Raw genomic sequence first — 17,492 nt, forward strand, 5'->3', positions numbered from 1 at the left:
CTATAATTACCGAAGCAACTAATAAACAAATGGATTTGTATAATAAATATTTTTTCAAGATTGATAAAAATATTAATAAAATAGAAATTAAAAAAGCTATAGAATATATTTTTAAAGTTAATGTTATGTCTGTTAATATTATGAATGTTTTACCAAAATTTAAAAGAAAAGGTAAATATTCTGGTTACACCTCAGCTTATAAAAAAGCTATTGTGAAAGTTGTTCCGGGACAAAGAATTAACGGATTTAGTGAAATTAAATAATATTCAATAAGATTTATAATTTTTTTGAAGTTTTAATTATTTAAAAAAATTTTAAATTATATTTAACAAATTAAAGGAAAAAAGGTTAATTATGTCTATCAAAAAATACAAACCTACCTCTAATGGCCATAGAAATATGCAATTACAAAGTTTTAACGAACTTACTACTTCTAAACCGGAAAAAAAGTTATTATTATTTAAAAGTAATACAGGAGGACGTAATAATCGAGGTGTTATTACTGTAAGAGGTCATGGAGGCGGAGCTAAACAAAAAATTCGTCTTATAGATTTTAAGCGTGATAAAGATGGTATTTTAGGTAAGGTCGCTACTATCGAATACGATCCTAAAAGGAATGCTTATATTTCTTTAATCCATTATCAAGATGGTGAAAAAAGATATATTTTATCTTTAAAAGGATTAACTGTTGGTAGTTATATTTCATCAGGTTTAGGATCCGATATTAAAGTAGGAAATGTTTTACCTTTAAAAAATCTTCCTATCGGTTCAGTTGTGAGTAATATTGAATTAAAACCTGGTAAAGGTGGCCAATTAGCTCGCGGAGCTGGTGCTTATGCTACTATTGTATCTCGTGAAGATAAATATGTAGTTTTAAATTTACCGTCAGGAGAAATTCGTAAAGTTTTATCTACATGTAGAGCTACTATAGGAGCTATAGGCAATGATACTTATAAATTAATTCGAAATGGTAAAGCAGGAAGATCGCGTTATTTAAATAAAAGGCCTAAAGTAAGAGGTACCGCTATGAATCCTAATGATCATGCTCATGGTGGTGGCGAAGGACGTAGTCCTATTGGATATGTTTCTTCAAGAAGTTATACTGGTAAACCTGATCGTGGTATTAAAACGCGCAAAAAAAATAAAAAATCTACAAGTTTAATATTAAAACGTCGTAAAAAATAAGGAGTTTAATAGTAATAATGAGTCGTTCTATTAAAAAGGGGTTTTTTGCTGATCATAATTTATTATCTAAAGTGATGCGACAAGAAAAACAAAAAATTAAAAAAACTATAAAAACTTATTCTCGTGATACTAGTATAATACCTGAATTTGTTGGTCATAAAATTGCTGTTCATAATGGTAAAGATTTTACAGATTTATTTATTACCGAAGATATGGTAGGTTATAAATTAGGTTCTTTTGCTTTTACTCGTAAACATGTAGTTCATGCTAAAAAAGATAAAAGTTCACAAAAAAAATAAAGTTCTAGGAAAGCGAGAAAATTTATAAAATGATTAACAATGATGTAAAAGCTATCGCTAAACGAGTACCGATAGCGCCTAGAAAAATACGTTTAGTTATTGATTTAATTCGTGATAAATCTATTGAAGAAGCTCAAGCTATTTTGGATTTCACTAATAAATCTGCTGCCATTGTGGTTTCAAAATTATTAAAAAGTGCTGTTTCTAATGCTGTTAATAATTTTAATTTTAATATTAATAATTTATATGTTAAAAAAATTTTTGTTAATCAAGGTGTTAGAATGAAACGATTATTACCTCGAGCTAAAGGAAGAAGTAATCAAATTCAAAAAAATACTAGTCATATAACTATTTTTGTGGCTTCAAACGAATCTGAATCAGAAAGGAAGGTAGTGTCTAGTGGGTCAAAAGAGTAGTCCTATTATTTTAAGATTATCATTACTTCGTAATTGGTCATCTAATTGGTATGCAGAAGATAAAAAAGTTCCTTTGTTAATTAATGAAGATTATCGTATTAGAAATTTTATTAACAATTATTATCCTTTGGGAACTATTGCTCGCGTGGAAATTCAACGTTTAAAAAAAGAAAATGAAGAAAATATTGAAATTTTTTTACATACTCCTAAAATAGGAGTTGTTGTAGGATCTGACAATAAAGAAAAAAACAAACTAGTACAAGAAGTATATAAATTAATTAAAAAAAATATTAATATTCATGTAATTGAAGTTAAAAATCCTGAAAAAGTAGCCTCTTTAATAGCTCAAAATATAGCTGCACAATTACAACAAAGAGCTTTTTTTAGAGCTGTGAAAAAAATGTATATTCAAAAAGCTTTAAAAGCGGGAGTTAAAGGAATTAAGATTAGTCTTAAAGGGCGTTTAAGTGGTGCTGAAATTGCTCGAACAGAAACCACTATTAAAGGTATTTTGCCTTTAGGAACTTTTCGTTCTAAAATTGATTATGCATATGTTGCCGCTAAAACTATTCATGGGGTATTAGGTGTTAAAGTTTGGGTTTGTGATGGTAATTATTCTCCTAAAGATGATCGGGAAATTTCTAAAACAATATCTCGTGAAAATATATCTAATTCAAAACCAGAAAATCAAGTAAATAAATAATTTTTATATTAATAGTTACTTATAATGAGTTATCTATAAATAATCTTCAATAAAAGAGGTAATTTTTTATGTTAATGCCGAAAAAAACTAAATATCGTCGTTTACATCGTTTAAGTTACGAAGGAAAGGCTAAAGGCCAAACTAGAATTTTAAATGGTAACTATGGTTTAGTAGCTCAACAAGGTCATTGGATTAGTAATCGCCAAATTGAAGCTGCTCGTATAGCTATGACTCGTCATTTAAAAAGAGAAGGTAAAGTGTTTATTAATATTTTCCCTAATTTACCAATTACTGAAAAAAAATTAGTTCGAATGGGTTCTGGTAAGGGTAATGTAGTAAATTGGGTAGCTGTTGTTAAACGTGGTACTGTTATGTTTGAAGTTCGTGATTTAAATAATATAGAAAAATTCGAAAGAGAAGCTTTACGATTGGCTTCGCACAAACTACCTATTAAAACTAAAATTGTTGCCAAAGGGAAGTTAATATGAAAATTAATGAAATTCGTAAGATGAGCATTGATGAGATTTTAAAAAATCTTGAATATTATCAAAAAGAATATTTTGAACAACATTTTCAATCGGGATTATCCAAATTAAAAGATACTTCTGTAATCCGTAAAATTCGTAAAAATATTGCTCGTTTAAAAACTGTTATTCAAGAAAAAAATAAAGAAAAAAATAAATAAACTATTTATTTCAAGAAAACATATATTATTATGGTTCCAATTATTAAAATTTTATTATATAATTACTTAATATTAAATCTTTAATTATTAAATATGAAATTATTTTGATGTTTTAAATTAAAAGATAAAAAAGACATAATAACATGATAAAATAAATCAGTAATGATTTATTTAATCTAAAAATGGTTAAGATATTAATCAGGAACAAATATTGGACACTTACATGTTTGTTGTTTGTTTTCGGAGATTAATTAAATTTACATAATGATTGTTAAAAGATTATTATTAAAAACTTATTTATAATTTTTATTATTTTCGGTTAATATTATTTTTTAAAACTTTATAGGATAAATTGAAATTTTATGTTAACAACATTTTAATTTAAAAATTAATTTTTAATTGATTATTTAATTAAAAAATTAAAAAAGGAGGGATTATATAAATGCGTAATGTTAGAAAAAAACTTTCGGGAACTGTTATTTCTGATAAAATGTCTAAAACTATTACTGTAGCTGTTAAATATGACAAACAGGATTCATTATATGGTAAAAGTGTTAAAAAAATTAGTAAATTTTATGCTCATGATCCTAACGAAGATGCTCAGATAGGCGATATGGTTTCCATCGAAGAAACTCGTCCTTTATCGAAATTGAAGAGATTTCGTTTAGTAAAAATTTTACGTTCTGTTAAAAAGGTGTCTGATTTATGATTCAAGTTAATACACGTTTAAAAGTTGCAGATAATAGTGGTGCTAAAGAAGTTTTAGTAATTGGTATTCCAGGAGATACTGGTAAACGTTATGCTTATATTGGAGATTTAGTTACAGTTTCTGTTAAAAAAACTACCACTACTAGCTTAATTAAAAAAGGTAGTATTTCTAAAGCTCTTATTTTAAGAACTAAACATGGTTTTAAAAGTAAAAATGGTAGTTATATTAAATTTGATGATAATGCAGTTGTTATGATTAAGGATGATATGACTCCAAGAGGAACTAGAATTTTTGGACCTGCTATTAGAAATCAAAATTTTCAAAAAAATAATTTTTCTAAATTTATATCTTTAGCTGAGGAAGTTTTAGTAGTATGAGGTTATTCAAATGCATATAAAAAAAGGTGATATAGTAGCTATTATTTCAGGAAAAGATCGTTATATTATAGATCCTGAAAGTAAAAAAAAAGTTTTTCGTACAGGTAAAGTAATAAAAGTTTTTTTTAAAGAGCAAAAAGTTTTAGTGGAAGGCGTAAATATTGCTATTAAGCATAAAACTTCTGCTGATGATAACGATAAAAAAGGTCAAATTATCAAAGAAGAAATGCCTATTCATATGTCAAATGTGGCTTTAATTGATCCTAATTTAAAAGTTCCGACTCGTGTAGGTTTTCGCTTTGATTCAGATAAAAAAATTCGTTATTCTAAAAAAACAGGTTTAGCAATTATTACTTGAATAAAAAAAGGTTAAATAATATGGAAATCAATAAAAACAATAATTATACAAAAAATAATACTTTTTTGGCTTTAAAAGAAATTTTTAATTTTCATTCTATTATGCAAGTCCCTAAGATAGAAAAAATTGTTATTAATGTAGGTTTAGGAAAAGCTGCTTCGGATGCTAAATTTTTAGCCGATTGTCGTCAACAATTAGCTTTAATTAGTGGCCAAACCCCCATTAATACCGAAGCCAAAAAATCTATTTCTAATTTTAAATTAAGAACTAAAGAAATAATTGGTTTAAAAGTAACTTTAAGAGGTCATAGAAAAGAGTTTTTTTTAAATAAATTGATTCACATTGTGTTAGCTAGGATAAAAGATTTTTCAGGACTTTCCTTAAAATCTTTCGATGGCAAAGGTAATTATAATTTAGGTATTAAAGAACAAATTATTTTTCCGGAAATTAGCTTAGATCAAGTAAAAAGAAATTTTGGTATGGATATTTGTATAGTTACTACAGCTAAAAATGATCAACAAGCTAAAAAATTATTAGATTTTTATGGCATGCCTTTTAAAAGGATAAAATAAAAATAGGAGTATAATTATATGGCTAAGAAATCAAAAATTATTAAAAATTTAAAACAAAAAGAAATATTTTTAAAATATTTTAGTAAAAGATTAGAATTAAAACAAAAAAAAGATTATCAAAGTTTAGCTAAATTACCTGTTAAAGCTTCTATTGTGCGTTGTAAAAATATAGATAAGATTGATGGTAGAGCAAGAGGTTATATGCGAAAATTTGGATTATCTAGAATTAATTTTCGTTTATTAGCTAATAAAGGTGAAATTCCTGGAATTATAAAAATGAGTTGGTAAATATAAAAGGAAGTACAAGTATAAAATTATGGTAATGACAGATACTATTGCTGATTTATTAACAAGAATTAGAAATGCTAATGCAATGAAACATGATGAAGTTTTTGTACCTTGTTCAAATTTAAAAATTAGAATGTTAGAAGTTCTTAAAAAAGAAGGATTTATCACTAATTTTATTGTAGATAAAGCACTAAATAAGATCGTTATTTATTTAAAATATAATAAAGAGACTAAAGAAAGTGTTATCAAAGGATTAAAAAGAGTTTCTAAGTATGTTTCAGTTAAAGAAATTCCTAAAGTGAGAAATGGTTTTGGGATAGCTTTAATTTCTACTTCTCGAGGTATTTTAACAGATTATGAAGCTTCATCATTGAATGTTGGAGGGCATGTTTTAGCTTATATTTGGTAGTTATTTTAATGAAGGAGAATTTTTTATGTCACGGGTAGGAAGGAAAATTATTGCGATTCCGGAAGGTGTTTTGGTGGAAATTAAATCAGATAATCAAGTTTCGGTGTCCTCTTCGCAAGGAAAATTAGAATTTCAATTTAACCCTAACTTAGTTATTAGTAAAAAAGATAATATTATTACTATTACTAGACCTAATAATAATAATTTTACTAAGAAAATTCATGGTACTACTAGAGCTTTATTGAATAATATGATTCAAGGAGTTAAACATTTTTTCTCTAAAGAGCTAAAAATTACAGGTTTAGGTTATTCATGTATAGTAGAAGGAAATAAATTAGTCTTTAAATTGGGTTATTCTCATGATATTATTGTTGATATTTATCCTAATTTAATAGTACAAGTTAATAAACAAAATAATTTAATTACTATTAAAGGTGTTGATAAACAATTAGTAGGTGAATTTGCTGCAAAACTAATATTACTTGCTAAACCAGAACCTTATAAAGGGACAGGAATATATTATGTTGGCGGTTATATTCATCGTAAAGCTGGTAAGAGTGCTAAAAAATAAAAAAGGAATTTATTCGGTTTATGATTAAAAAAGAATCTTCTCAACTTTTAAGGCGAAAACGTCATTTACGTTTAAGAAAAAAAATTGTAGGTAGTTCGCAAAAACCCCGTTTAAATGTTTCTTATTCTAATAGATATTTTTATGTTCAAATTATTGATGATCATTTAGGTATTACTTTATGTAGTGTTCATAGTAAACATATTCATGCTAATATTGTTAATACTAAGATAGCTTCGGACATTGGCAAAATAATTGCTCAAAAAGCTTTGGCAAAAGGTATTAAAAATGTTGTTTTTGATCGAGGCGGATATCTTTATCATGGTCGCATTAAAGTTTTAGCTGATTCTGCTCGAGCAGAAGGTTTAAATTTTTAATAATATGTTCAGTTATTTAAAAAAATGGAGACATTTATGAAAAGAGAATTATCTAATAAAAAAAAATTCTCTTCATTTGAAGAGAAAATAGTCAAAATTAGTAAAATTGTTAAAGTTGTTAAGGGTGGGCGTCGTTTTCGTTTTTCTGCTTTAGTTGTAGTAGGCGATCAAAAGGGTAATATCGGATTCGCTTCTTGTAAAGCTCAAGAAGTCTTAGAAGCTATTAAAAAAGCTGTTGAGAAAGCTAAAAAAAATTTATTTTGTGTTGCTTTAAATGGTACTACTATACCTCACGAAATTATAGGTTGTTTTGGAGCTACTAAATTTTTTTTAAAACCAGCTTCCAAAGGTACAGGTATTGTAGCAGGAGGAACAGCAGCAAGATCAATTTTTAAATTAGCAGGAATTACCGATATTATTACAAAAACTTTTGGTTCACGCACGCATATTAACGTTTTGAGAGCTACAGTTAACGGTCTTAAGCAATTAAAAACTATACAGGATGCAGAAAAACTTAGGGGTGTTTCGTTACAAAATCGTATTCGAGGAATTGCTAAATGAATCAAATTAAAATTAAATTATGCAAAAGCTTAATCGGATGCACTCCGAAACAAATAAAAACAGCTCATGCCTTGGGGCTTAAAAAGATTAATCAAATTGTTGTTAAAGAAGAAAAAGCCGTAGTACGCGGAATGTTAAAAATTATTAAACATTTAGTTTCAATTAATTAAAAATTTTAATTATATAATTGATTATTTTTTATTAAATAAGAAAGGAGAGTTGTTAATTGTATGTTGAACGCATTGAAGCCTGTTTATAAAGCGCGTAAGAGTATTAAACGCTTAGGAAGAGGTCCTGGTAGCGGATTAGGTAAAACTTGCGGTCGCGGCCATAAAGGACAATTAGCTCGTTCTGGTGGAAAAACGCGTATAGGTTTTGAAGGTGGTCAAACTCCTTTTTTTCAACGTATTCCGAAACAGGGTTTTTATAACTTTAATAAAAAACAATATTCTTTAGTTAATATTGAAGATTTAGAAAAATTTGAAAATGATACTTTGGTGACTCCTCAATTATTAGCAGAACATAAAATCATTAAAAAAAATAATGATTTAATTAAAATTTTAGCCAAAGGTAATTTAACTAAAAGATTAATAGTACAAGCTGTCAAATTTTCTAAAAAAGCGGAAGAAGCTATTATAAAATCCGGAGGGAAAATTAAAGTTGTATAAAATAAAATAAAAAAGGTAAATTTTAATGAAAATATTAGTAAGCTTTATTAAAGATAAACGACATATTATAAATAAAATTTTTTTAACTTTATTTATTATTTTTATTTATGTAATTGGTTTAAAAATATACATTCCATGTATACCTCTTAATATTTTAAGATTTTCGCAGATCCAAAAAGCATTATCAAGAGATATCTCTATATTTAATAGTTATATGCCTATATATTTGTTATCTTTAGGGGTAATGCCTTATATCACTTCTTCTATTATTATACAAATTGCTAGTAAAATTTTTCCATCTTTAAAAGAATGGAATGAACAAGGTTCTATTGGTAAGTACAAAATTAATTTTATTACTAGATTGCTTACTTTAATAATAGCTTTAGGACAAGGATTATCCTCTGTTATTCGCTCTAGAATGTTTGATATTGCTCAACAAAAATTTTTAGTTTTACAAGTAGTATTTTTTTTAATTGTTGGTTCTTTTATTTGTATTTGGTTATCTGATCTAATTACTAATAAAGGTATAGGTAATGGAGTTTCTATTTTTATAGTTATAAGTATAAGTGAAAATTTATCTAAAAGTTTTAAATATTTATGGTTAAATGATAATGTTTTTAGTTTAAGCAAAAAAATTTTAATTTCATTATCTTTTTTAATTTTATTGATTTTAACAATTATTTTATGCTCTTCTTATTTAAAAATTCCTATTAATTATGCTACACATAAAAAACATGATAAAATTCAAAACCATATACCTTTAAAAATTAATACTTCCGGTATTTTACCTATTATTTTAGCTAATACTTTTCTTAATATTTTGCCAACTATAGGCGCTTTTTTATCGGAAGATAATGCTTTTAAAAAATTTACTCGTCAGTTACAAGAATCACAATATTATTATTTAGGTTTAGGTTTTTTTATTTATCTTGTATTAATTTTATTATTTTCGTTTTTTTCTGTTTTTATTATGTTAGATCCTCATGAGATTGCTAATCATTTATCTAAACAAGATGCTTATCTAGATGGAGTTAAACCAGGTCAAGAGACTGTGTATAAAATTACACAAAAAGTGTTTAAAGTGACTCTTATGGGAGCATTTTCTTTAACAATGTTAGCTGCTTTACCTGATATAATTAATTTCTTGCTATTTAATAAATCAGATCGTCTTTCTACTTTTAATTTAGGAGGAACTAGTCTTATAATTGTGGTTGGTGTAGCTATTGAAATTGTACAAAAAATTACAACTAGCACTAATGTTGATAAATTATATAATAAATTATTTTAATTTTATTAAATGTTTTATTTAGTAATTTCATGGAATAAAGTTTTTTTATTAAAATATACAAAATGGAATCAATTATATTATGTTATTCGTTAAAAAAAAAGATGAAATCGCTATAATGAAAATGGCAGGAAAAATTTTATCCCAAATTAAGAAAAAATTGATTTTTTTTTTAAAAGAAGGTATTTCTACAGGAGAATTAGATTTATTAGCTAATAAATTTATAAAAGAATATGATGTTATTTCTGCTTTTAAAAATTATGATGGTTTTCCAGGATATATTTGTACTTCTGTGAATGATGCGATAGTTCATGGAGTACCTTCTGACAAAGAGATTTTAAAAACTGGTGATATCATAACTATAGATTTAGGGATTAAATATCAGGGTTATTTTGTAGATGCTGCGTGGACATATGCTATAGGTGATATTCCTGATAAAACCATTAAATTATTGAAAGATACTCAAGAAGCTTTGTATAAAGGTATTGAACAAGTTTACCCGGGCAACCGAATATCAAATATTTCAAATGCTATTTTTAAAATAGGTATTTTAAATGGTTATGGTATTATTGAAAGTTTTTCTGGTCATGGTATTGGTAAATCTTTACATGAAAAACCTTATATTTTTAATTTTAATTTTGTTGAAAAAGATTACGTATTAGTGCCAGGTATGACTTTTTGCATCGAACCAATGTTTACTTTAGGTAGTAAAGAAGTTAAAATACTTCCTGATGGTTGGACGGCAGTTAGTAAAGATAATAGTTTAAGTGCTCATTTTGAACATACTATTTTAGTTACTGATAAAGGTTATGAAATTTTAACATTATAAATTTGTAATAAGGGGTTATTAAGACTATTATATGGAAAAAATAAGTATAGATGCTTCGGTTGTTGGAACATTACCCGGTGCTAAATTTAAATTGGAATTGCCTAATAAAAAAAATATAATAGCTTGTATTTCGGGTAAAATACGCAAAAATAATATTCATATTTCTTTAGGCGATAAAGTAAAGGTAGAATTTAGTTCAGATTCTAAAGATATAGGCCGTATTGTATATCGTTATAAATTATAAATTGTAAAGTGTAAAGGAATCTAAATTATGAAAGTACGTGCATCTGTAAAAAAACGTAGTGATGATGATATTATTGTTCGACGTAATAAAAAAGTGTTTGTTATTAATAAAAAGCAACGTCGTCATAATCAAAGACAAGGTTAATACAGAAAGGAGTATATTATAAATGTTAAGACTTGCAGGAGCAGATATTCCTGGTACTAAAAGTATTTTGATTGGTTTAACTTATATTTATGGTATAGGTATCAAAACATCTCGTAAAATTTTACAATCAATTAATATTGATGCAAATATTAGAGTAAAAGATTTGCAAGAATCTCAATTAGCCGCTATTAGAACAGAAATTAATAAATTAAACGAAAAAGGTTTGCTTAGGAGAGAACTTTCTTTAATGAATATTAAAAATTTAATATCTATTAATTCTTATAGAGGTAGAAGGCATAACTTGGGTTTGCCAGCAAGAGGTCAAAATACTCGTAATAATGCTAAAACATCTAGACGAAATCGGCAAATAAATCTTGCTGATTCAGTTAAAAAAAATAATATCAAAAAAAGAGGATAATTTAATTTATGTCTTCAAAAAAACAAATCAAAAAAGATAAAAAAGTTAAAAAAAATGTTCCTGTGGGAATTATTCATATAAAAACTAGTTTTAATAATACTATTATTAATTTTACAGATGAACAAGGTAATACTATTGTACAAAAGAGTGCTGGTATGTTAGGTTTCCATGGGACTCGTAAAAGTAATTTATTTGCTGCTCAACAAGTTGCCAAAAGTGTTTTCGAAATAGCCACTAAAAATTATGGCGCCAAACAAGTAGAAGTTCGTTTTAATGGTATTGGTGTTGCTCGCGATACTGTTTTACTTTTGCAAGATGCGGAGTTATTTGTTTCGTGTTTGAAAGAAGCTACTCCTGTTCCTCATAACGGTTGTAGACCTCGTAAACGCCCTCGTGGATAAAAAAGGATATTGACATGAAAAAATTACAATTTTTAAAACCTATAATGCAAATTCAAGAAGAAGAAAATTCTAATTCTAATTGTAGTCGTTTTATTATTCAATGTTTATCTTCGACTTATGGTAATACTTTAGGTACACCTTTAAGAAGAATTTTAATTTCTTCTTTGCCTGGTATCGCTATTGTTAATGTTAAAATTGAAGGTGTTAAACATGAGTTTAGTTTTATAGAAGGTATTACTGAAGATGTAATGACTATTTTACTTAATTTAAAAGGGGTTATTTTAAGTTCTGATTATAATTCTATAGAAGATTTTGAACAAAAATTAGAAATGGATGTAACAGGCCCTAAAGAAGTAACAGCCGCTGATTTTAAACCTGTTGCGGGTATTAAAATTATTAATCCATCTCATTTAATAGCAACTTTAAGTTCAAATGCAAGATTGAAAATGGAAGTAACTGTCCGTCGAGGTATTGGTTATAAAGGTTCTGAAGAAAATAAAATTTATAACCGCGGCGAATTTGGTGTTATCGCTATAGATTCTATATATACTCCTATTGTTCGTAGTACTTTTCATGTAGAATCAAAATTAGGTAATAAAGAAGAATTAATTTTAGAAATTGAAACTAATGGTGCTATTACTCCTAAAAAAGCTTTAGCTTTAGCAGCTAAAATTTTATTAGATCATTTAGCTGTTTTAGTGGAATTATCAGAAGAAACTCAACAGATTAATTTTATTCAAGAACCTGAAAAATCTCATCATAATCATGCATTAGATTTTAAAATTGAACAATTAGAATTATCAGTTAGATTATTAAATAGTTTAAAAAAATCGAAAATTTTTACTGTTCGAGAATTAGTTAGTCACCAAGAAGAAGAAATTACTAAATTAAGTAGTTTAGGAAAAAAATCTTTTGAAGAACTTAAAGAAAAAATGAAGAATTTAGATTTGCATTTTGGTATGTTAAATAAATCAGAATAAACTAAACAATTTAACGAAAAGAGGATAAATGTTATATTATGAGTTTTAGCAAATTAAGACGTAATAAATCTCAAAAAAAAGCTTTATTGAAAAATTTAGTATCTAGTTTAGTGATAGCTGAACAGATAACTACTACTTTATCAAAAGCTCAAGAGTTACGTCGTATTATGGATAAAGTTATTAATTTAACAAAAACATCAAATTTATCTAATCATAGAAGAGCTTTAAATTTATTTTTTAATCAAAAATTTAGTAATAATCAAACAATTTTGCGTAAATTAGTTAAGGAAATTTCTCCGAAATATAACGATAGATCAAGCGGCTATACACGTGTTATTAAAACTGAATTTCGTCGTGGCGATTCAGCTCCTATGGCTATTATTCGTTTTATTTGAATTAAATATTTTTGATATTTTTTTATTATATTTTATGTTTTAATAATTTTTAATTTTATTAAATATTTTCAAATATAATAGAGATTAAAAATATTCGAGTTATTAAGGTAGATTATGATTATTGTTGAAAATTTGTATTTTAGTTATAAAGATGATGAAATTTTACAAAATTTAAATTTTCGTGTTAATTCTGGAAAATGGATTTCGATTATAGGCGGTAATGGTTCGGGTAAATCTACTTTAGCTAGAATTTTAGTTGGTTTATTGCCCATTCAAAAAGGTCGAGTGATTATTGATAATATTGCATTAACAGAAGAAAATTTATTTTTATTACGTTCTCGTATTGGTATTATTTTTCAAAATCCTGATTATCAATTTATTGGTTGTGATGTAAAACATGATATCGCCTTTGGATTAGAAAATCAAAATTTATCTCGCGAAGAAATGCAAAAAAAGATTTTTAATATTGCTAAAAAATTAAATATTTTACATTTATTAGATTGTAATCCTCAAGAATTGTCTGGAGGTCAAAAACAGTTAGTAGCTATCGCATCTGTTTTAGTTATGGATCCGCAAATTATAATTTTTGATGAGCCTACATCTTTTTTAGATCCACAAGGAACTAAAGAAGTTAATAATATTATTAAAGATATTCATAGAACTGATAATAAAATTTTAATCATTATTACTCATGATTGGGAATTTGCTTTTCAAAGTGATGAAATTATTTTTTTACAAAAAGGTAATCTTTTAAAACAAGATACACCTGTTAACTTTATGAAAGATGAGATATTTTTAAAAAATAATTTCATCAATTTGCCTTTATCTTTAAAACTTTATTACCAATTGCAACAGGATTTTAATCAATTACAAAACCCGCCTATTATTTTGTCTAAATTAAAGGATTTTTTATGGCAATACAATTTAAAGATGTAAGTTTTACATATAATAAAGATGACATTTTTTCTTTAAACAAAATTAATTTATCTATTAATACAAACCAAGAGTTTATTGCTATTGTTGGTCCTACAGGTTCAGGTAAATCTACATTAGTACAAATAATGAATGGTTTGTTATTGTCTACAAAAGGTATAGTGAAGATTTTTGATAAAATAATTAATGATAAAACGTCTTCAACAATTTTAACTAATTTAAGACGTAAAATAGGTTTAATTTTTCAATTTCCTGAATATCAATTATTCGAATCTACTGTTTTAAAAGATGTTCTTTTTGCTTTAACTTCTGAAAATATAAAAATTTCTGAACTACAAATAAAAGCTATAAAAATTTTAAATAAAGTAGGAATAAATAGTAATTTTCTCAATACTTCGCCTTTTAAATTATCTGGTGGTCAACAAAGAAAAGTTGCTATTGCTGGGATTTTAATTATGGAACCACAGATCATTATTGCGGATGAACCAACTAGAGGTTTAGATGCTCAAGGTTATTTCGATATAATTAATATTTTTCAATATCTTTATCAAGTGGAAAAAAAAACAATTGTTTGTATTACTCATGATATGAATTTAGTAGCTCAATACGCTACTCGCGTGATCTTTATGGAAAAAGGTAATATTGTTTTTGATAATTCTAAAGAAATTTTTTTTAAAAATTTTGAATTGCAAAAATTTAATTTATATGAACCTCAAACCTTTCGTATTTTAAAATTAATCGAAAAATCTCTAAACATTCCTTTTCGTCCGGTTTATTCTGAAGAGGAATGTTTATCTTATTTACGTAAAGTTTATCTAGGTGGGATTTAATGATATGATAGTAAAACATTATAAAAATAATTTAATTTCATATCGTAATAGATTTTTTTTATATTCAATTCATCCTGCTGTTAAAATATTTGTATTTATTTGTTGGTTAAAAATTATTTTAGGTTTAAGTTTTACATCAGATTTTATACATAATGATTGGTTTAAGAATTTTTTTTATATAGTGATATTAATTTTTAATTTTTTTTTGGTATTTTGGTTATTTACAAAAACCAATTATTCATGGATAAAATTAATTAAAAATATTTCGCATTTGAATTGGTTAATTATATTAAGTTTAATCTTTAATTTATCAACTATGTCTAAAGCTTATGATGACATTAAAATTTTAATGTGGGATAAATTTTATATTTGGTTTTTAATTGTTTTATTATTTTTTGTTTTTAAATATTATTTTTTGAGCGGTTTGTACAGTTATGTGTTTTTGTTAATTAATTTTTTATTGCCTAGTTTATTTTTTTCTAGAGGTTGGTTTATCGGTGATATAAAAATGTTATTTTTATCTCCGAATTATATATGGAAAACTTTTTTCGTTATTATACGTATTTTGATGATTTTTTTGATTTTTACTTTATTTTCTCTTACTACTTCTTTTATGGAAATAAATGATGGATTAGAGTTAATTTTGAAACCTCTTAAAAAAATTCATTTTCCTTTAGAAACTTTTACTATGTTATTATCTTTAATTTATATGTTTATACCTTTTTTGTTATTTGAGTCTCAAAAAATTATAAAAGCGCAAACTTCTCGAGGTATTAATTTAAATACTCAAAATATTTTCAAAAAAATTTATTATCTTATTGCCTTATTGATACCTATTTTTGTTCTTTCTTTTAAAAAATCTTCTATTTTAGCTAACGCTATGGAGTCGCGAGGTTATATTTTGGGAGCTCCGCGTACTAAATTAACTTATTATTCTATGAATTATATTGATTATTTAATATTATTTTTTCATCTATTATTATTGTTTTGTAGTTTTATTATTTAATTTATAATAAAAAAATATAATTCTATTTAATTGTTTTATTTGTTTTATTTAAATTTATTATTTTTTAATTTTAATTCGAAAGTTAAGGGTAAAATTTATGTTTATTACTTTTGAAGGTGGAGATGGTGTAGGCAAAACAACTCATGTTTTATCTTTATTTAAAACTATTAAAAATAAATATCCGGTTATTATGACTAGAGAACCCGGTGGTTATGATTTAGTTAAAACAATAAAACAAATTTTAATTAATACGCATAATAAAATTAATTTTGCTACAGAAGCTTTATTATATGCAGCAGATAGAATAGAACATCTTCAACAAGTTATTAAACCGGCTTTGTCAGATAATAAAATTGTTATTTGTGATCGTTATTTAGATTCTTCTTTTGTTTATCAAGGTTATGTGAGGAAATTAGGTATTAAATTTATTAAGCAAATTAATTATTTAGCTTATAATTTATTACCCGATATTACTTTTTATTTAGATTTAGAACCTAAACAAATTTTAAAAAGATTATATGCTCGAAATAAAAGTAAATTAGAAGGTTTTGACACTCAAAAACTTTTTTGGCACCAACAAATTAGAAAAGGTTATTTAAGGCTTTGTCGTCGATATTCTAAAAGAATTATTAAAATTAATACTAATAATCTTTCTGTTAAAGAAGTACATTTAATTATTTTGGAAAAATTGCGTGAATTATTTGGGTTAAATATATAAAGATTATGTCTGATAATTATCTAATAGAATATTTTAGAATGTTAATACGTGATAAAAAATTATCTCATTTATATTTGATTGAAACTACTTATAATACATCGACAAAATACGCCTTCATTATAGATTTGGTTTATGAATTTTTACAGACAGATCAAATTAAACCTGATAATTTAAAAAAAATGATTTCAGAAAATAGTTATCCTAATTTTTATTATTTGCGTTATAATAAAAATATTTCTGTAGGTAAAGAACAAATCTTAGAAATGTTTAATTATTTTACGCAAACTTCTTTAATGCAAAAAAAAAAGATTTATGTTATCGAAGATATAGATAAGATAAGTTACAATGCAGCTAATAGTTTATTATATTTTTTAGAAAATCCTATAAATGAAAATATTTTAGGTATTTTAATAACTGAAGATCGTAATTTAGTTTTACCTACTATTGTTTCTAGAGCTCAAATATTATGTTGGCATCCCTGTGTTGAATCTTTGTTATCTGATACTCCAGATTTGCAAAAAGATATTTTAGATAAAATATTGTTTAATTTATTGAAAGAAATCAATAAACAAGAAATTTATTTAATCAATAAGCATTATTTATTTAATTTAAAAAAATTTTTTTTAATTTTTTTAGAAAATTTTCATAAAAAATTTTTTTCTAATGAATTATTAAATAAAACTTTTAATTTGATTACTTATGATTATTTTTTTAGTGATTTTTTATTTATATTAAGTAAATTTTTTTTAGATTTGCTTTATAAAAAACAAAACAAATCAATAAATATATTTCCAAATGATTTATTTAAAATAAGTTATTTAATTTCTTTATCTGAAATAGAGATTATTCATTGGTTAAAAATTTTTAATGATTTAGAACCTATTAGCTTAAAAATGGAAAATAAATTTTGTTGGTTAGCTTTAATTTTAGAAATTAAAAAAAAGAATAGTTAAAATGGATATGAATTATGTTATATACTCAAAAAACTTTTCAGGAAAAAAAAGCCACTTTATATTTAGTTGCTACTCCTATAGGTAATATGTCAGATTTAACTTTTAGAGCTTTAGATATTCTAAAACAGGTAGATTATATTTTGGCTGAAGATACTCGTCAGGCGTATAAAATTTTGAAATT

32 protein-coding genes are annotated in these 17,492 nt (G+C 25.2%); all 32 read left to right on the forward strand.

Annotated elements, in window-relative coordinates; genetic code table 11:
• The first annotated feature begins 2 nt into the window (after positions 1 to 2).
• A complete protein-coding gene (gene rplW / locus OC710_RS01320; protein ID WP_304514970.1) occupies positions 3 to 263 on the forward strand; it encodes a 50S ribosomal protein L23 in 261 nt (86 codons plus the stop codon).
• Positions 264 to 354: 91 nt separating this feature from the next.
• Positions 355 to 1,185 carry a 50S ribosomal protein L2 gene (gene rplB / locus OC710_RS01325; protein ID WP_004995505.1) on the forward strand — a complete coding sequence of 277 codons (831 nt, stop codon included), beginning with the start codon at positions 355 to 357 and terminating at the stop codon, positions 1,183 to 1,185.
• A 17-nt stretch (positions 1,186 to 1,202) separates the two neighbouring features.
• On the forward strand, positions 1,203 to 1,484 hold the full coding sequence (gene rpsS, locus OC710_RS01330) for a 30S ribosomal protein S19 (protein WP_004995516.1): 282 nt from the start codon (positions 1,203 to 1,205) through the stop codon (positions 1,482 to 1,484).
• Between the two features lie 29 nt (positions 1,485 to 1,513).
• A complete protein-coding gene (rplV, locus tag OC710_RS01335) occupies positions 1,514 to 1,900 on the forward strand; it encodes a 50S ribosomal protein L22 (protein WP_004995518.1) in 387 nt (128 codons plus the stop codon).
• Positions 1,884 to 2,603, forward strand: coding sequence for a 30S ribosomal protein S3 (gene rpsC / locus OC710_RS01340; protein WP_004995521.1), 720 nt, complete (start codon positions 1,884 to 1,886; stop codon positions 2,601 to 2,603). The genes rplV and rpsC overlap by 17 nt, the downstream gene beginning before the upstream one ends.
• 68 nt (positions 2,604 to 2,671) lie before the next feature.
• Positions 2,672 to 3,091, forward strand: coding sequence for a 50S ribosomal protein L16 (gene rplP, locus OC710_RS01345; RefSeq protein ID WP_004995522.1), 420 nt, complete (start codon positions 2,672 to 2,674; stop codon positions 3,089 to 3,091).
• Positions 3,088 to 3,288: a 50S ribosomal protein L29 gene (gene rpmC / locus OC710_RS01350; RefSeq protein WP_004995525.1), complete on the forward strand. Its 201-nt coding sequence runs from the start codon at positions 3,088 to 3,090 to the stop codon at positions 3,286 to 3,288. The genes rplP and rpmC overlap by 4 nt, the downstream gene beginning before the upstream one ends.
• Before the next feature lie 442 nt (positions 3,289 to 3,730).
• Positions 3,731 to 3,997: a 30S ribosomal protein S17 gene (rpsQ, locus tag OC710_RS01355; RefSeq protein WP_004995526.1), complete on the forward strand. Its 267-nt coding sequence runs from the start codon at positions 3,731 to 3,733 to the stop codon at positions 3,995 to 3,997.
• A complete protein-coding gene (gene rplN / locus OC710_RS01360; protein ID WP_004995527.1) occupies positions 3,994 to 4,374 on the forward strand; it encodes a 50S ribosomal protein L14 in 381 nt (126 codons plus the stop codon). The genes rpsQ and rplN overlap by 4 nt, the downstream gene beginning before the upstream one ends.
• 10 nt (positions 4,375 to 4,384) lie before the next feature.
• Positions 4,385 to 4,732, forward strand: coding sequence for a 50S ribosomal protein L24 (gene rplX, locus OC710_RS01365; RefSeq protein WP_004995529.1), 348 nt, complete (start codon positions 4,385 to 4,387; stop codon positions 4,730 to 4,732).
• Positions 4,733 to 4,752: 20 nt separating this feature from the next.
• Entirely contained in the window at positions 4,753 to 5,304 is a 552-nt protein-coding gene (gene rplE, locus OC710_RS01370; RefSeq protein WP_004995530.1) for a 50S ribosomal protein L5, read from the forward strand.
• 18 nt (positions 5,305 to 5,322) lie between these two features.
• The gene (gene rpsN, locus OC710_RS01375) at positions 5,323 to 5,592 is read left to right on the forward strand and encodes a 30S ribosomal protein S14 (RefSeq protein ID WP_004995533.1); all 270 of its coding nucleotides are present in this window, start codon (positions 5,323 to 5,325) and stop codon (positions 5,590 to 5,592) included.
• A 28-nt stretch (positions 5,593 to 5,620) separates the two neighbouring features.
• Positions 5,621 to 6,001 carry a 30S ribosomal protein S8 gene (gene rpsH, locus OC710_RS01380; protein ID WP_004995537.1) on the forward strand — a complete coding sequence of 127 codons (381 nt, stop codon included), beginning with the start codon at positions 5,621 to 5,623 and terminating at the stop codon, positions 5,999 to 6,001.
• 25 nt (positions 6,002 to 6,026) lie between these two features.
• Positions 6,027 to 6,572: a 50S ribosomal protein L6 gene (rplF, locus tag OC710_RS01385; RefSeq protein WP_004995540.1), complete on the forward strand. Its 546-nt coding sequence runs from the start codon at positions 6,027 to 6,029 to the stop codon at positions 6,570 to 6,572.
• 20 nt (positions 6,573 to 6,592) lie between these two features.
• The gene (gene rplR / locus OC710_RS01390; protein WP_004995543.1) at positions 6,593 to 6,946 is read left to right on the forward strand and encodes a 50S ribosomal protein L18; all 354 of its coding nucleotides are present in this window, start codon (positions 6,593 to 6,595) and stop codon (positions 6,944 to 6,946) included.
• Between the two features lie 36 nt (positions 6,947 to 6,982).
• Complete coding sequence (rpsE, locus tag OC710_RS01395) at positions 6,983 to 7,507, forward strand: 30S ribosomal protein S5 (RefSeq protein WP_004995544.1); 525 nt, start codon at positions 6,983 to 6,985, stop codon at positions 7,505 to 7,507.
• On the forward strand, positions 7,504 to 7,677 hold the full coding sequence (gene rpmD, locus OC710_RS01400) for a 50S ribosomal protein L30 (protein WP_004995546.1): 174 nt from the start codon (positions 7,504 to 7,506) through the stop codon (positions 7,675 to 7,677). Before rpsE ends, rpmD begins: the two co-directional genes overlap by 4 nt.
• 60 nt (positions 7,678 to 7,737) lie before the next feature.
• Entirely contained in the window at positions 7,738 to 8,175 is a 438-nt protein-coding gene (rplO, locus tag OC710_RS01405; protein ID WP_004995547.1) for a 50S ribosomal protein L15, read from the forward strand.
• 25 nt (positions 8,176 to 8,200) lie between these two features.
• A complete protein-coding gene (gene secY / locus OC710_RS01410; RefSeq protein WP_004995551.1) occupies positions 8,201 to 9,463 on the forward strand; it encodes a preprotein translocase subunit SecY in 1,263 nt (420 codons plus the stop codon).
• 79 nt (positions 9,464 to 9,542) lie between these two features.
• Positions 9,543 to 10,289, forward strand: coding sequence for a type I methionyl aminopeptidase (map, locus tag OC710_RS01415; RefSeq protein WP_004995555.1), 747 nt, complete (start codon positions 9,543 to 9,545; stop codon positions 10,287 to 10,289).
• 31 nt (positions 10,290 to 10,320) lie between these two features.
• On the forward strand, positions 10,321 to 10,533 hold the full coding sequence (gene infA / locus OC710_RS01420; RefSeq protein ID WP_004995558.1) for a translation initiation factor IF-1: 213 nt from the start codon (positions 10,321 to 10,323) through the stop codon (positions 10,531 to 10,533).
• Between the two features lie 27 nt (positions 10,534 to 10,560).
• Positions 10,561 to 10,677, forward strand: coding sequence for a 50S ribosomal protein L36 (rpmJ, locus tag OC710_RS01425; protein ID WP_004995560.1), 117 nt, complete (start codon positions 10,561 to 10,563; stop codon positions 10,675 to 10,677).
• A 22-nt stretch (positions 10,678 to 10,699) separates the two neighbouring features.
• On the forward strand, positions 10,700 to 11,095 hold the full coding sequence (gene rpsM, locus OC710_RS01430; protein WP_004995562.1) for a 30S ribosomal protein S13: 396 nt from the start codon (positions 10,700 to 10,702) through the stop codon (positions 11,093 to 11,095).
• An 8-nt stretch (positions 11,096 to 11,103) separates the two neighbouring features.
• Entirely contained in the window at positions 11,104 to 11,496 is a 393-nt protein-coding gene (gene rpsK / locus OC710_RS01435) for a 30S ribosomal protein S11 (protein ID WP_004995564.1), read from the forward strand.
• Between the two features lie 14 nt (positions 11,497 to 11,510).
• A complete protein-coding gene (locus OC710_RS01440; protein WP_054598487.1) occupies positions 11,511 to 12,476 on the forward strand; it encodes a DNA-directed RNA polymerase subunit alpha in 966 nt (321 codons plus the stop codon).
• Positions 12,477 to 12,514: 38 nt separating this feature from the next.
• Positions 12,515 to 12,871 (forward strand): 50S ribosomal protein L17, encoded by a 357-nt coding sequence (gene rplQ / locus OC710_RS01445; protein ID WP_004995567.1) that lies wholly within the window; start codon positions 12,515 to 12,517, stop codon positions 12,869 to 12,871.
• Positions 12,872 to 12,985: 114 nt separating this feature from the next.
• Complete coding sequence (locus tag OC710_RS01450) at positions 12,986 to 13,807, forward strand: ATP-binding cassette domain-containing protein (RefSeq protein ID WP_004995568.1); 822 nt, start codon at positions 12,986 to 12,988, stop codon at positions 13,805 to 13,807.
• Positions 13,783 to 14,634 (forward strand): ATP-binding cassette domain-containing protein, encoded by an 852-nt coding sequence (locus tag OC710_RS01455; RefSeq protein ID WP_004995569.1) that lies wholly within the window; start codon positions 13,783 to 13,785, stop codon positions 14,632 to 14,634. Before OC710_RS01450 ends, OC710_RS01455 begins: the two co-directional genes overlap by 25 nt.
• Positions 14,635 to 14,638: 4 nt before the next feature.
• Complete coding sequence (locus OC710_RS01460) at positions 14,639 to 15,640, forward strand: energy-coupling factor transporter transmembrane component T family protein (protein WP_004995570.1); 1,002 nt, start codon at positions 14,639 to 14,641, stop codon at positions 15,638 to 15,640.
• Between the two features lie 97 nt (positions 15,641 to 15,737).
• On the forward strand, positions 15,738 to 16,358 hold the full coding sequence (gene tmk, locus OC710_RS01465) for a dTMP kinase (RefSeq protein WP_004995571.1): 621 nt from the start codon (positions 15,738 to 15,740) through the stop codon (positions 16,356 to 16,358).
• 5 nt (positions 16,359 to 16,363) lie between these two features.
• Positions 16,364 to 17,311: a DNA polymerase III subunit delta' gene (locus OC710_RS01470; protein WP_004995572.1), complete on the forward strand. Its 948-nt coding sequence runs from the start codon at positions 16,364 to 16,366 to the stop codon at positions 17,309 to 17,311.
• 14 nt (positions 17,312 to 17,325) lie between these two features.
• Positions 17,326 to 17,492: SAM-dependent methyltransferase (locus tag OC710_RS01475; protein WP_304514971.1), on the forward strand; the 167-nt coding region annotated here is incomplete at its 3' end.

Source organism: 'Vigna radiata' phytoplasma (genome assembly GCF_030586915.1).
GTDB classification, from domain to species: domain Bacteria; phylum Bacillota_I; class Bacilli_A; order Acholeplasmatales; family Acholeplasmataceae; genus Phytoplasma; species Phytoplasma australasiaticum.

Coding starts and splice junctions, on each gene's coding strand:
- rplB (WP_004995505.1), top strand. CDS start 355: ATGTCTATCAAAAAATACAAACCTACCTCTAATGGCCATAGAAATATG.
- rpsS (WP_004995516.1), top strand. CDS start 1,203: ATGAGTCGTTCTATTAAAAAGGGGTTTTTTGCTGATCATAATTTATTA.
- rplV (WP_004995518.1), top strand. CDS start 1,514: ATGATTAACAATGATGTAAAAGCTATCGCTAAACGAGTACCGATAGCG.
- rplP (WP_004995522.1), top strand. CDS start 2,672: ATGTTAATGCCGAAAAAAACTAAATATCGTCGTTTACATCGTTTAAGT.
- rpmC (WP_004995525.1), top strand. CDS start 3,088: ATGAAAATTAATGAAATTCGTAAGATGAGCATTGATGAGATTTTAAAA.
- rpsQ (WP_004995526.1), top strand. CDS start 3,731: ATGCGTAATGTTAGAAAAAAACTTTCGGGAACTGTTATTTCTGATAAA.
- rplN (WP_004995527.1), top strand. CDS start 3,994: ATGATTCAAGTTAATACACGTTTAAAAGTTGCAGATAATAGTGGTGCT.
- rplX (WP_004995529.1), top strand. CDS start 4,385: ATGCATATAAAAAAAGGTGATATAGTAGCTATTATTTCAGGAAAAGAT.
- rplE (WP_004995530.1), top strand. CDS start 4,753: ATGGAAATCAATAAAAACAATAATTATACAAAAAATAATACTTTTTTG.
- rpsN (WP_004995533.1), top strand. CDS start 5,323: ATGGCTAAGAAATCAAAAATTATTAAAAATTTAAAACAAAAAGAAATA.
- rpsH (WP_004995537.1), top strand. CDS start 5,621: ATGGTAATGACAGATACTATTGCTGATTTATTAACAAGAATTAGAAAT.
- rplF (WP_004995540.1), top strand. CDS start 6,027: ATGTCACGGGTAGGAAGGAAAATTATTGCGATTCCGGAAGGTGTTTTG.
- rplR (WP_004995543.1), top strand. CDS start 6,593: ATGATTAAAAAAGAATCTTCTCAACTTTTAAGGCGAAAACGTCATTTA.
- rpsE (WP_004995544.1), top strand. CDS start 6,983: ATGAAAAGAGAATTATCTAATAAAAAAAAATTCTCTTCATTTGAAGAG.
- rpmD (WP_004995546.1), top strand. CDS start 7,504: ATGAATCAAATTAAAATTAAATTATGCAAAAGCTTAATCGGATGCACT.
- rplO (WP_004995547.1), top strand. CDS start 7,738: ATGTTGAACGCATTGAAGCCTGTTTATAAAGCGCGTAAGAGTATTAAA.
- secY (WP_004995551.1), top strand. CDS start 8,201: ATGAAAATATTAGTAAGCTTTATTAAAGATAAACGACATATTATAAAT.
- map (WP_004995555.1), top strand. CDS start 9,543: ATGTTATTCGTTAAAAAAAAAGATGAAATCGCTATAATGAAAATGGCA.
- infA (WP_004995558.1), top strand. CDS start 10,321: ATGGAAAAAATAAGTATAGATGCTTCGGTTGTTGGAACATTACCCGGT.
- rpmJ (WP_004995560.1), top strand. CDS start 10,561: ATGAAAGTACGTGCATCTGTAAAAAAACGTAGTGATGATGATATTATT.
- rpsM (WP_004995562.1), top strand. CDS start 10,700: ATGTTAAGACTTGCAGGAGCAGATATTCCTGGTACTAAAAGTATTTTG.
- rpsK (WP_004995564.1), top strand. CDS start 11,104: ATGTCTTCAAAAAAACAAATCAAAAAAGATAAAAAAGTTAAAAAAAAT.
- OC710_RS01440 (WP_054598487.1), top strand. CDS start 11,511: ATGAAAAAATTACAATTTTTAAAACCTATAATGCAAATTCAAGAAGAA.
- rplQ (WP_004995567.1), top strand. CDS start 12,515: ATGAGTTTTAGCAAATTAAGACGTAATAAATCTCAAAAAAAAGCTTTA.
- OC710_RS01450 (WP_004995568.1), top strand. CDS start 12,986: ATGATTATTGTTGAAAATTTGTATTTTAGTTATAAAGATGATGAAATT.
- OC710_RS01455 (WP_004995569.1), top strand. CDS start 13,783: ATGGCAATACAATTTAAAGATGTAAGTTTTACATATAATAAAGATGAC.
- OC710_RS01460 (WP_004995570.1), top strand. CDS start 14,639: ATGATAGTAAAACATTATAAAAATAATTTAATTTCATATCGTAATAGA.
- tmk (WP_004995571.1), top strand. CDS start 15,738: ATGTTTATTACTTTTGAAGGTGGAGATGGTGTAGGCAAAACAACTCAT.
- OC710_RS01470 (WP_004995572.1), top strand. CDS start 16,364: ATGTCTGATAATTATCTAATAGAATATTTTAGAATGTTAATACGTGAT.